The organism is Bacillus sp. OTU530 (genome assembly GCF_038440375.1).
This window is the reverse complement of the sequence record NZ_JASATP010000041.1, coordinates 39,726-52,159: the sequence shown is the minus strand read 5'-3', so window position 1 is coordinate 52,159 and position 12,434 is coordinate 39,726. Positions and strand designations below refer to the sequence as shown.

Here is a 12,434-nt window from a genome sequence, read left to right as displayed (position 1 = left end):
CGTCCATCGCTCAAAGGCGACTTCCTCAATATAACATCTTATTTATTTCGTGTCAAACATTTTTCGATCCATCCCCATAAACATCATATGTTTAGTCGGGATTAACAATATATCATAGCTTACTTTTCTCGTCAACAGCTTTTCATAAAGTAAATTCCTTCAGCTATGTTGAGTTCTTCATAGCAATCGAAAGCTGGTTAAGAAAAAGATTTCGCTTCACCGCGATTTGTTTCAGTATCAGCGGCAGAAATATAATATAACATATCTTATAAAGTTATTGCAATACCTTTATACATAAAAAATATGCCTGTTTTTTAGAACTCATTGTATCCCTCATACCACTATGTTAATGAGACTATGCATCATACATAATAACAAAATCGAGGCATCCTACCCAAATAAGAGTTAGAAAAGGTCTTCCGTAATCCAACCAGAAGACCCCTCCCTTTTTACAATTTAATCGGAGAATTTTCTTTATTACACTAATACTTCCTTAACTGCTTCCTTCAATTGTTTCCCTGGTTTAAATGCCGGAACTTTACTTGCCGGAATTTCAATTTCTTCACCGGTTTGCGGGTTACGTCCTGTACGAGCTGCCCGATCACGTACTTCAAAGTTACCGAACCCAAGTATTTGGACTGAATCTCCCGCTTTCAATGAATTTAGGATTGCATCAAATATAGCATCAACCGCTTGAGCCGCATCCTTCTTCGTTAGTTCCGCTTGTTCAGCTACGCTATTGACAAGATCTGTTTTATTCATAAATAAGACCTCCAAGATTATATATGATATATTGCCTATCCTACTGAATTCTATATTCTTCAGCCTAAACCTCTTAATTTCCTCTGCTTGTGCAAAAAAATACCTCTCTTTATATATGTGATAATCTTAGCTTATGAAGCAGCAATTTTATCCCGTAATTCTTTCATGATTTTGAGCTCCTTTTCCCTTGAACAAAGCTTTTCCCTCCAATTTACAGTTTTCCCGTTTGGGAGTGTAGAAGATTGTCCCTCTTCTAAGACAACTTGCTGAATTCCATCAATTGCTGCTTCGAGGCGTTCAATTTGAGCATCTACGATGTATAAGTATTTCTTCATAGTTTCGACTAGCACACCAGACGATTCAATAATCCGTTCTACATTATCCATTGTTCATCCTCCTCCATATTCTGAGAAAATGAGCCTTTGTAATTGGATTCATGTTGTTAGAGCGTTTGTTATTTTCCTCGTAGCAATAGGGCTTAGTCTAGGTGACTGTAAATCTTCCAAACAGTTTTTCTATTCACTCTAGGTGCAAGCATATATCCGTTTGGTGTTAGTCCTTTAGAATACGACAACTCACCTCTCATCTTTTTCTATCTTTATTCTTGTCCTAGATCCAAAAATTTATACAAATCTTTTATATAATACTTTTGTACATAATTAGGAAAGATTCCTTCCTGTTCATTGTAGATATATAAGTTCGACTTAAAATGGTAGTAGGCCAACCTTAATTTTATTTATTTGTCTACTACATAAATCCATTAATCTCATCGCATTTTCAGATGTCTCTTCAAGGTTTTGCTTTCCATTTTCCAATGCTTCCTCTAATTTAGAAATCGCTTGTGTAATCCCGAAAATAGAATCAATTTTTCATAAATGAAAACAATAGTTAAAGATAGAGTACACTAAATAAAGAATTTGATATACTATAGTAAGCAACCATAATAAACTTCTTTTACGATAAGTCACTTAACAATTCAATATTATTAGAGGGGATCCGATATAAATTTTCTTACTAGCGACCACGGAACCTCATTTTCACTCAATTATTACATAAGGTTAAGAATATTAGAGGTCTTTTTATCCATTGGCCCTAATAGATAGATAGCGTAGGATTAAAATACTTTTAATCTAAACAAAGTTTTAAAGAAAACTTGCCGATTGACGAGCCCTGCCCTTGGGCGAAGACAGAGGCGTAGCTGCACTTACACTTTGTTCTTAAAATTTCCCGCTACATCGAGTTTGCTTCTAGATGGAAATTTAGACTTTCCTACAGTGTAAAATAATTTTTTGAGGTGAAAGAACTTGCGTAAAACTAATCTCATTATTGCAGGCAGCATTATTTTTGTTGTCGCACTCCTACTTGGAGGAATCAGCTATTATCAAGCAACCCGGTTCAATACGCATATTGTGATTAATGACACCAATGTCGGTGGACTAACCGCTGAGCAAGCAATGAAAAAATTAAAGTCATCTGTATTAAAAAATGAAGTCTATATTGGAAAAGAACGAATACTCGATGAAAAAGATACAAAGCTGGGATTCACAAACGAAGACCTGCCAAGCATTAAGAAATTATTAGAAAAACAGCGAACTTTTTTTCCTTCCTCAAAGGCTGTCACGTATACATTAGTACCAAGCAAAGAGGATCAGTATCGAAGCCAGACTTTGAAAAAGCTAGTAGAGGAAAAGCTTACCTCAATGAATCAGAGCTTAAAAGCCCCACAAGATGCGCAAGCCCATTTGGAGCAGAGCAAGGTCACAATCTCTAAAAGCGTTAAGGGGGAGCAATATGATGTTGCCGAACTATTAAAGGATTATGAAAAACAAGAGCATAACAGCACGATTCAGCTGAATGCCGTATACATTCAGCCTATTGAAGCGGATGACCCAATTGTAAAAGAAGAAGAAAAGAAGCTGCAGGATCTCCTTGGACGAACTATTGATTATAAGGTACAAAACCAAGTCTATTCTTTAAAAGCCAGCGAACTCATTAAAAACGCATCAATATCAAAGGATATGCAATATAGCATTGATACAACCGATATTAAAAATAAGATTGCTGAAATTAATTCTTCTCAATCAACACTAAATAAAGATTATACGTTTAAAACACATTTAGGTTCAGTAATATCGGTAAAAGGACAAACCTATGGCTGGGCAATTAATATCGATAAGGAAACGAAGCGAATTCAGGAGTCCTTTGCAAAAGGAGAAACATCACTTTCTGCCTCCAATATTTACGGAGTGGGTTATAGCACGTATGGTATCGGCTATGACAATACAACGAACAATGGTATTGGCAATACATATGCTGAAGTATCCATTTCAGAACAGCGTATTTGGATTTATAAAAACGGGCAATTAGCAGTTACAACTAATGTGGTTACAGGCAAACATGTAACCAATGAAGATACACCACCAGGCGTATGGTATATCATGTATAAAGAATCACCATCCACACTTGAGGGCAGTTCAGTAGGCAATCCGAATTATTCCGTTAAAGTAAACTATTGGGCTCCCTTTACGAACAGCGGCTGCGGGTTCCACGATGCCAGCTGGCGGAAGAACTGGGCAAGTGACGCTTATGTGTCGCAAGGATCAGGGTGCTGTGTCAACACACCGTCAGATGCTATGAAGGCTGTGTATGATAACCTTAGTCAAAACGATCCAGTGGTCGTTTATTAATAAGAAGCAGCAGGGAATCATAAGTGATTTCCTGCTGCTTCTTTCTCTTAAATCATCCATTTTTGCACCAAAATCGTATTTTAAGCTCTTACCCACTTCTTTCTATGTAAAGGATATCTAACGTACTTCCACATAATATAATACGGCCAATGCCTTGTATCAGCTGCCGAACAATTGACAGTAATAACAGAAAACACTGAATTGACCTTCACACAGTAATAATCACTTTTCCCTGAGCGTGTCCTTCTGCAAAATACTTGAAGGCCTCAGGAACTTCACTCAGCTTATAATGTCTATCAATAACAGGCTTTACTTTACCTGCCTCAAAAAGCTCCTTTAATTCAAGAACATCAGGTGGGCCATATCTGTTATAAACGATTGCCTTCATAAATATTCCCCCTAACCTACTTGGGTTTGATCATTTCATCTCATTAATACATATCGCTAAAAAAACTGTAAAAGACCTTCAAATTATAATGAAGTATCTATAAAGAAGACTCACTCGTAACTACGCTTTATCCTTAAAATCTCCTGCTATATCGGCTTCGCTTCTAGCTGAGATTTATATTTTCTGACAAACGCAAAAAATGCCGTCCTTATCAATAAATTCATGAAAAGGATGGCGTTTTTTTTTTCGAAGTATAGCACTAAAATGTCTAAAACAACAGGAAGCGACCTCAAGTATCCTGGTTCATAAAACTTACTGAAAGTTATCGTTAAGCACGAAACTAGAAGTTTTACATCTCCTTTCGAAGACGTGTGCCCACAGGATTGCACACTAAGGGACCGCTCTCGCTCAGTCAATAAGGGATATTCTTGTTCCTTATTACAGGTATAACCTGTCCCTCCAAAGCTCTCCCTAGCCTTCTTCACGATGTTCCAGCTAGGGAGGGATCTGTTTGAATCATGTATCTATGAAAACGATCTGTGCTATCAGTGCACCTTACTCAGCAATCGGATGTACAATGATGGTGTCAAAAGAAGCCTTCGTTTCTCTTTTCTTGTTTGAAGACTTTGTTTTTCTTGCTTTTGGTGTTATAAGAGCCTGATACACGCGCTTCTTGTAATCATGCCACTGGTAGAAAGCTGCACCTTGTTTTTTCAGTAGTTTGGTTGCTTGTTTTTGCATGGTACTCCATTGCTTCCATTCATTTTGCTCATGGAATGTTTCCAATTGTTTTTTAGTTAATACACACAACAATTTCTTAGGAACCGTTTCACGAAGCCCAGGAATCGCCCGTCTTCCTATGACTAAAGCAGCAGCCGAATGAACATTGACCCGGAAACGAGTTTGATATTTCAATCTTCCAATCACAGAAGTGAATTGTGGTTTTACTTGTACCTGTTTTACGCCATAACGAATACATAGTGTTTCCATGCATTCTAACAGCTTCCGGTAACAGAATTGGTGTGATTTACGTCTTACTTTCTTCGAGACATCTTTGCTATGGATGAATGCAAGATCTTCCATCACCAGAGCTAACTTCTGTTCTACACATGGCCATACCACTTGATGGGCAAGTTCCCAAATGACATTTTCTCGCTTATGGGTTGGGTAATATTGCAATCCGCCTTCACCGAGCCAAGTGAATTTTGTAGGAAATCCTTTTTCATTCATCAAACACAAAGCCAACCCATCAATATTTGTATCTACCGCAAGATAACCATTTATCTTTTCTTGCACAATTGGCTTTTCTTCTGAAACGGTAATTCTCACATGATATTGTCCATCACGTTTTAAAATCTCTACTTGATATGCTTTTCCAGATTCCAATGCTCGTTTCATTACTTCTGGATATTTGCGACCATTTAGTTTTCTTGTTTTCTTAGAGCATTTTGTTGCGATGTATAATGGAATCAAAGTTTTTTCATAGTAAAACTTCTTTCCATTTACACTTTACGGTTAGAAATCATTTGCAAAGCAAATCCTTCTTCTGTCTCTAGGACACGAAGATTTGGATTCCCCCCCTTTGTTGCATCTCCGCGAGAACTCATACGACCGTTTCGTAATTCGTTCCACTTTTCTTTAGAAAGATTCCCTTTTTGTAATTCCTCAAAGTTTTTACGGCCTCTAAACACAATGGAAGGAAAGGTATACTGCAAGATGTGCTGTTCATAAAACTGTATCTGTTTCAGCTGACGTTCCATTTTGTTTTGTAAACCTAGCATGTGGAAAGAACGATGGTTTACATTCGGATTCTGTTTGAACCTTTCATACTTTGCTTTTGTGTTCTCATAACGTTCTTTCCACAGCTCATGGTATTCCACCATTAGTGTATGTCTAGCTGTAAGGAGCTCATTTGCATCCGCTACAGCATCTTTAGCAACACGGATGGGATAGCCTGTACGAGAAGATACGTCTTTTTCCAATTGTTGAATGGCTTTTTTACGATCTTCATCCAACTCATGTTCTCGTTCTATTTCTACTAAACGCTTAAAGGAGAAACGGAACATGAAGCTATAGTCAAACATACATTGGTTCACTTCTTGTTTCATCTGTTCTGTCATGTTGATCAGTACACCAAAAATGGTTGTTTTTCTCTCTTTTTTCTTGCTTGTAGACATGTCCGTTTCACCTCTCTTCTACGCAGAACAAATGTTCTTTTATAAGGTATATATTAACAAAAAAACAAGTTAAGTTCAACAGAGAACTTAACTTGTTTTGAATGTATTTTTAGATGTAGGATTCAGTCATTTTAAATAACTTTCGGTAATTTTTTAGCAACTGTTGTAACCTCCTAAGAATCACAAGGTCGCTCACACTATTTTTTATTAGGAGTTTTAAGCTCGCTTATGTCTTGCTCCAATAAACCCTATTGCTAAACAGTCATTTTCCAGCTCGATAACGCTAACCAATTTTCCATTTCCTTATAATCCGGGATCATTTTCCCGACAAGGCGCCAAAAGGATCGATCATGATTCAGATGAACCATATGACACATCTCATGAACAACTACGTAGTCAATAACTTCTAACGGCGCCATTGCCAGCTTCCAATTGAATGTTAACTGCTGCCTTGCATTACAGGTTCCCCAGTTACTGTTATTATCAGCAATACGAACAGAACGTGGTTTTGTTTTAAAGTTGCTTTGATAAGACTGAATACTCCTTTCAACTAACATTTTACATTGCTGATAATAAAATCGTTTTAAGGCTTGCTTTACTTTTTCATCCTCAAGCTGTTTCACATATATATGCAGCTTATCCCCTTCAAACACTACATGGTCTTGCTTGATATTTATATCTTGAGAGATCTGTATAGGATATTCCTTTCCTAAATAAAGAAAGCTCTCACCATCATTATAGACCTTCTCCTTTGGCCCAAGCGTTCTATCCCTTATTTCCTTTGATTTTTGCCCAATCCAATCCCACTTTTCCTCTAACAATTGAAGCACATGTTCAAGAGGTGTCCCTTTAGGAGCCTGGACTTCAATATTTCCATAAGCATCTATATAAATGGCCATGGACGTTCGCTTTTTATAAGTTAGATTAAAACTAATTGTTTCACCTAAATATGTATGTATCATTTCATCACCTAGAGTATCCGTTAATGTCGGTTTCGCATTATAACTATACGTGGGGTTCGGTTTATTTAAAACCTATACATGGCACAATTAAATTAGAGTAGGATAAAAAATTCCTACTCCAGCCATCGTATCCTTTACCTCTTACAGTGAGCATACATGTGTATTCATTGTGCTCGAATTGTTTTCGGGATCGTTTTCCTAGACAATTCATGCCTACTAATGATAGGAAAGAAGCAATTCACGAACCCTTATCCTCGATATTTTACCGCCAATCCTTTTAAAAAGTTTCTGGCGTATCTGTCACCGCACTCTTTATAATTTTTATGACCTTCTTTTCGTAATAAGGCGCTCAATTCTCCTTTTGTTATCCGGACTCCTACTTCCTCTAATATATCCATTATATCCTCGCTTGTTAATGCAAGTGCTATTTTCAATTTCTTTAAAATCAGATTATTTACGCTTTCAGTACTCTTTACAGACATTGCTGGTTTATCAGGCTGCCCTGGTTTCGGATCTTGTTTGCCTCTTTTAAAAACAATAAAGCCATTTAAAAACGATTCTAACATATTGTTATTGCATTTTATGATATCGTCATTTTCAGCTATATCAGCTTCATTATGGTCATTGTTTTTTAATTTTACGAGCATCTTCCGCACATCTTCTCTTGTTACTTCAATACCGCCAAGCTTAAATATCTCTACCATGTCTGTCTCTTTTATGTCTAGCGCATATCTTACTCTAATTAATATATCATTATTACTTATACTCATCGTGAACCCCCTAAAATGTTGATCATTTGTATAGCATTCAAATTGTATCCTCTAGATTCCAGCTTTTATGATTTCGAATACAATCATATCATCAAGAATAGTCCTTAAATAACACTTAAGCTGCTGGCCGTTAAAGTAATACTTTAACACTTTACAGACAGGTTTTATAGTTTTTATTTCACTGTAAGAAAGTATAAATTCCCAGCTAGAAGTTCATTCGACGTGGTCGGAAATATTAGGAGTGCAGTAGATAATATCCTCATTATCTGAATAACCTATCAACAAAATGGGCTTATTAATTAATACATGAACACAAATAGTACTGAGCACACACTTGCAAAAATCACCATATGATGTTAAAAATCCATCTGATGATGGTACGATGAATTATTCCACAAAAATTATAACTAAATCAAATCGTAGCCCAATTAAGTATTAATGTAAGCCGTAATGCAATATTCAAGCATTTCTTCTTAGAAAATGAATAAGTTATCAAAAAAACTCAAAAATCCTAATATTGATTTAGTTAGTTGGAGTTTGTGGAAGTATTTTTCACTTTACTATTGCTATTTGAATGATATACTGCTACTATAAAGTAGCATTTTAATTTGGAAAGCTTATCATATATCTGGATCTTTCCAAGCAGATAATTTTGACTACTTCCTTAAGGAAGTTAAGGCCATACGGACAGCCGGGTCAAATGCCGATTGGCAACTTTAGTTGCCTTATTGATTGAGTTAAAAGCTCAAATTTTATAAGTTGGTTACTTTACAACCAGTGCATATGCACATCAACTTGTGAAACGGTCAATAAGAGTAGTAAAAGTAATTATTTGCTATATAGACTCTGATCCTGTAATGATATATGATTAATATTAAAAAGCTTTCTGCCATTATGTCTTCGTAATGAATTGGTGGATGTATGCCTATGACCTTTTGTCATGGACATACGTGACTTTTAATATTAATGATTTATATCAAAAGCAAGTGTGTGCGCCATTATGCGTTTTTCACTTGCTTTTTTGTTGTTATAAAATTCTTCTTTGCACTGCAAAATCTATTTAGTTAGGAGATATGAAAATGGGTAAAGCACTTATTATTGGTTGTGGCGGAGTGGCTTCAGTAGCTATCCATAAATGTGTTCAAAACAGTGAGGTATTTGAAGAAATTTGTATCGCAAGTCGTACAAAATCAAAATGTGATGAATTAAAAGCTAAGCTAGATGGCGGCAAAACGAAAATCACTACGGCACAAGTTGATGCAGATAACGTGGATGAATTGATTGCTTTAATTGAAAAAGTAAAACCAGATATCGTTATGAACTTAGCTTTACCGTACCAAGATCTAACTATCATGGATGCTTGTCTTGCAACAAAAACAAACTATTTAGATACAGCAAACTACGAGCCGGAAGATACGGCAAAATTTGAATATAAATGGCAATGGGATTACCGCGAGCGCTTTGAAAAAGCTGGCATTACTGCTCTTTTAGGCAGCGGCTTTGACCCAGGTGTAACAGGCGTATTCTCTGCTTACGCACTGAAACATTATTTCGACGAAATCGAGTATATCGATATTCTTGACTGTAATGCAGGGGATCATGGCTATCCTTTCGCAACAAACTTCAACCCTGAAATCAACATCCGTGAAGTTTCAGCTAACGGCAGATATTGGGAAAACGGTGAGTGGATCGAAACACAGCCAATGGAAATCAAACGTGTTTATAACTTCCCTGAAGTTGGCGAGAAAGATATGTATTTGCTATACCATGAAGAGCTTGAATCTCTTGCAGTAAACATGCCAGGACTTAAACGTATCCGTTTCTTCATGACATTTGGCCAAAGCTACCTTACTCACTTAAAATGTCTTGAAAATGTAGGAATGACTTCTATTGAACCAATTGAATTTGAAGGAAAGCAAATCATCCCGCTTCAGTTCTTGAAAGCTGTGTTACCAGACCCTGCTTCACTTGGACCACGCACAAAAGGTAAAACAAACATCGGTTGTATCTTTAAAGGTAAAAAAGACGGAAAAGATAAAACATATTATGTATACAATGTTTGTGACCATGAAGAATGCTATAGAGAAGTTGGTTCTCAAGCGGTATCCTATACAACAGGCGTTCCTGCGATGATCGGTGCGATGATGCTGATGACTGGAAAATGGAACAAACCAGGCGTATATAACATTGAAGAATTTGATCCAGATCCATTCATGGAAGCACTAAACAAATGGGGTCTTCCATGGAAAGAAGATTTCAATCCAGTTTTAGTGGATGCTGAACCTATTAAAGATAAAGAACAGGAGCTTGTTCGTTAAGATGCGATTTGAAGAATTACCGACACCATGTTATGTAGTTGATGAAGGTCTTGTAGAAAAAAATCTACAGATCTTAAGCGGAGTTATAAAACGTACAGGATGCAAAATCATCTTGGCACAAAAAGCATTTTCGATGTATAAGATGTACCCTCTTGTTGCAGAGTATCTACACGGTACAACAGCAAGCGGATTGTTTGAAGCTCGTCTAGGCTACGAGGAAATGGGCAAAGAGAATCATGTCTTTGCCCCTGCCTACCGTGATGATGAAATTGATGAAATTGCTGATATTTGTGATCATATCATTTTTAACTCCTTCTCACAGTTGGAGAAATTTAAGGATAAAGTGCTGCAAGCTGGCAAAAAAGTCGGCTTGCGCATCAATCCTGAATGCTCCACTCAAGACGGACATGATATTTATGATCCATGCGCAACAGGTTCTCGTTTTGGTGTGACTAAAGAACAGTTTCGTCCCGAACTGCTTGAAGGTGTTTCAGGGCTGCATTTCCACACACTTTGTCAGCAGAACTCTGACGATTTAGCAAAAACGCTTGAAGCAGTGGAAGAAAAGTTCGGAGAATGGCTCCCGCAGATGGAATGGATCAACTTTGGCGGCGGTCACCATATCACGAGGGAAGACTATAACATCTCATTGCTTGAAGAATGTATCAAGAAAATGCAGGAGAAATACGGTTTAGAAGTATATCTTGAGCCAGGCGAAGCTGTTGCTCTTAATGCTGGATACCTAATTACAACTGTTCTTGATACAATGAAAAACGGCATTGATATTGCTATTGTTGATACTTCTGCATCTTGTCATATGCCTGATGTGTTGGAAATGCCTTATCGTCCTCCTCTCTTCAATTCAGGGGAAGTCGGAGAAAAGCCATTTCTATATCGACTCGGAGGCCAAACTTGTATGGCAGGCGATGTTATCGGAGACTATTCCTTTGACCAGCCATTAAAACACGGAGATCGCTTGGTATTCGGTGATATGGCAATTTACTCAATGGTAAAAAATACTACGTTCAACGGTATGGCACTCCCAGCAATTGCGATCAAGCATAAAGATGGAGATTGCCAAATTGTTCGTGAGTTTGGATATCAAGATTTCAAAATGAGACTCTCTTAAGAGAATAATAGAGATTATTATATAAAAGGGAAGCACATCCAGAGGATGTTGCTTCCCTTTTTATATATAGAATTCTTTTGATTAGATAAAATGAGTGTTTTAGAAACTTTGCTCACATCAGTCATTGATAAACCCTTCCCCATCTACTAACTAGCATTCTTCTGTTAATATTTCGTGTTTTTGAATGGGCACTAAGAGTCCTACTGATTTTATTTACTACCGAGAATTTTTTCAAGAAATATGCGTTTTATGCTAATACCTATTTGTTTTCTTCTATTAACCTAATTTCTGTGTGTGTTATATTTGTAAGCGCAAACATCATACGTTTCAATGGATAGGTTATTTATGAACCTGATTTCGAAATTCACTCGGTGAGTAGCCAATGAATTTCCGAAACAGCCGTGAGAAATAATTTGCGTCATAAATACCTACTGCAGCAGATACGTCACTTATAGATAGCGCATCGTCTTTTAGGTATTCAATTGCACGAACTATGCGCAGGCGGTTGAGATATTCTACCGGAGGAAGTCCCGTTGCTGATTTAAATATAGCCCGAAAATACCCTGGGCTAATGTTATTCATTCGAGCGTAATCGGAAAAATCAATGCGCTCAGCAAGATTCTCTTCAATAAACTTCTGAGCAACAGCAATGAGGTCACGGGAGGAATTTTCTCGCTCAGGCTGGGTATACTGCTGCAGTCGTGCTCGGAAAATGATGATAAGAATCAGGTTTAAATAGTCCTGCTTGACCTGCTGAAAAGCGAAACCCTGTTCCAGCTGTTCTTGACGCATGATTTCCATCATCATTTGAACCCGTTCAGCATCCGAAACAGACAGATGAATGATCTGCTGGCGATTTAGATCTGCTGGAGAGATTGGACTATCATCTTCTGGTGCACTCAAGTCGCTAAGCAATCCTCCAAATTGCCCATCCCACCAATCTGCAATTTGTTCGGGATAAAATTGACAGTTGTACATGCTAACTGGAGTTTCAACGACATAGGCATGTTCCTCATGAGGCGGGATAAGAAATACATCTCCGGGAATCAAGGGCATAGAAATATCCTTGAATTGATGAATACAGGAACCTTTCGTAATCAGGACAAATTCCTGAAAATCATGACGATGCACTGGAACAGGTTCCATCGTATGGAATACTTCCAAAGCGATGGCACTCTTATCGGTAGATTTGAAAGAAACATATGGGATGATATCGATCACTCCTTGTGTCTATCGATTGG

At 37.3% G+C, this 12,434-nt stretch carries 11 protein-coding genes; 3 read left to right on the top strand and 8 right to left on the bottom strand.

The annotated features are described in order from the left end of the window. Nucleotides 1–477 precede the first annotated feature (477 nt). Together AAHB12_RS23250 and AAHB12_RS23245 are read right to left on the bottom strand one after the other, a co-directional pair. Nucleotides 478–762, bottom strand: coding sequence for an HU family DNA-binding protein (locus AAHB12_RS23250; RefSeq protein WP_129730712.1), 285 nt, complete (start codon nucleotides 760–762; stop codon nucleotides 478–480). 131 nt (nucleotides 763–893) lie between these two features. Continuing rightward, nucleotides 894–1,148, bottom strand: a complete 255-nt coding sequence (locus AAHB12_RS23245) for a hypothetical protein (protein WP_129730714.1) — start codon at nucleotides 1,146–1,148, stop codon at nucleotides 894–896. Between the two features lie 918 nt (nucleotides 1,149–2,066). Between AAHB12_RS23245 and AAHB12_RS23240 the strand changes: the two genes are divergently transcribed. Further along, nucleotides 2,067–3,449, top strand: coding sequence for a L,D-transpeptidase family protein (locus AAHB12_RS23240; RefSeq protein ID WP_342047389.1), 1,383 nt, complete (start codon nucleotides 2,067–2,069; stop codon nucleotides 3,447–3,449). A 208-nt stretch (nucleotides 3,450–3,657) separates the two neighbouring features. Here the strand turns inward: AAHB12_RS23240 and AAHB12_RS23235 are convergent, their stop codons facing one another. The 5 genes from AAHB12_RS23235 to AAHB12_RS23215 form a co-directional block, all read right to left on the bottom strand. Continuing rightward, nucleotides 3,658–3,837, bottom strand: coding sequence for a zinc-binding dehydrogenase (locus AAHB12_RS23235; RefSeq protein WP_129730718.1), 180 nt, complete (start codon nucleotides 3,835–3,837; stop codon nucleotides 3,658–3,660). Between the two features lie 555 nt (nucleotides 3,838–4,392). Then, complete coding sequence (locus tag AAHB12_RS23230; protein ID WP_342047387.1) at nucleotides 4,393–5,235, bottom strand: IS200/IS605 family accessory protein TnpB-related protein; 843 nt, start codon at nucleotides 5,233–5,235, stop codon at nucleotides 4,393–4,395. 104 nt (nucleotides 5,236–5,339) lie between these two features. Then, on the bottom strand, nucleotides 5,340–6,014 hold the full coding sequence (locus tag AAHB12_RS23225; protein WP_342047385.1) for a hypothetical protein: 675 nt from the start codon (nucleotides 6,012–6,014) through the stop codon (nucleotides 5,340–5,342). A 254-nt stretch (nucleotides 6,015–6,268) separates the two neighbouring features. Then, on the bottom strand, nucleotides 6,269–6,976 hold the full coding sequence (locus AAHB12_RS23220) for a M48 family metallopeptidase (RefSeq protein ID WP_342047384.1): 708 nt from the start codon (nucleotides 6,974–6,976) through the stop codon (nucleotides 6,269–6,271). Between the two features lie 248 nt (nucleotides 6,977–7,224). Then, entirely contained in the window at nucleotides 7,225–7,746 is a 522-nt protein-coding gene (locus AAHB12_RS23215; protein ID WP_342047383.1) for a DUF1456 family protein, read from the bottom strand. Between the two features lie 1,079 nt (nucleotides 7,747–8,825). Here AAHB12_RS23215 and AAHB12_RS23210 point away from each other — a divergent pair. Continuing rightward, on the top strand, nucleotides 8,826–10,064 hold the full coding sequence (locus AAHB12_RS23210; protein ID WP_129730726.1) for a saccharopine dehydrogenase family protein: 1,239 nt from the start codon (nucleotides 8,826–8,828) through the stop codon (nucleotides 10,062–10,064). Between the two features lies 1 nt (nucleotide 10,065). After that, nucleotides 10,066–11,193, top strand: coding sequence for a carboxynorspermidine decarboxylase (gene nspC / locus AAHB12_RS23205; protein WP_129730728.1), 1,128 nt, complete (start codon nucleotides 10,066–10,068; stop codon nucleotides 11,191–11,193). 339 nt (nucleotides 11,194–11,532) lie between these two features. Here nspC and AAHB12_RS23200 read toward each other — a convergent pair whose 3' ends face one another. Beyond that, nucleotides 11,533–12,339: a helix-turn-helix domain-containing protein gene (locus AAHB12_RS23200; RefSeq protein WP_342047381.1), complete on the bottom strand. Its 807-nt coding sequence runs from the start codon at nucleotides 12,337–12,339 to the stop codon at nucleotides 11,533–11,535. Between the last annotated feature and the right edge of the window lie 95 nt (nucleotides 12,340–12,434).

Coding starts and splice junctions, on each gene's coding strand:
- AAHB12_RS23250 (WP_129730712.1), bottom strand. CDS start 762: ATGAATAAAACAGATCTTGTCAATAGCGTAGCTGAACAAGCGGAACTA.
- AAHB12_RS23245 (WP_129730714.1), bottom strand. CDS start 1,148: ATGGATAATGTAGAACGGATTATTGAATCGTCTGGTGTGCTAGTCGAA.
- AAHB12_RS23235 (WP_129730718.1), bottom strand. CDS start 3,837: ATGAAGGCAATCGTTTATAACAGATATGGCCCACCTGATGTTCTTGAA.
- AAHB12_RS23230 (WP_342047387.1), bottom strand. CDS start 5,235: ATGAAACGAGCATTGGAATCTGGAAAAGCATATCAAGTAGAGATTTTA.
- AAHB12_RS23225 (WP_342047385.1), bottom strand. CDS start 6,014: ATGTCTACAAGCAAGAAAAAAGAGAGAAAAACAACCATTTTTGGTGTA.
- AAHB12_RS23220 (WP_342047384.1), bottom strand. CDS start 6,976: ATGATACATACATATTTAGGTGAAACAATTAGTTTTAATCTAACTTAT.
- AAHB12_RS23215 (WP_342047383.1), bottom strand. CDS start 7,746: ATGAGTATAAGTAATAATGATATATTAATTAGAGTAAGATATGCGCTA.
- AAHB12_RS23210 (WP_129730726.1), top strand. CDS start 8,826: ATGGGTAAAGCACTTATTATTGGTTGTGGCGGAGTGGCTTCAGTAGCT.
- nspC (WP_129730728.1), top strand. CDS start 10,066: ATGCGATTTGAAGAATTACCGACACCATGTTATGTAGTTGATGAAGGT.
- AAHB12_RS23200 (WP_342047381.1), bottom strand. CDS start 12,339: ATGGAACCTGTTCCAGTGCATCGTCATGATTTTCAGGAATTTGTCCTG.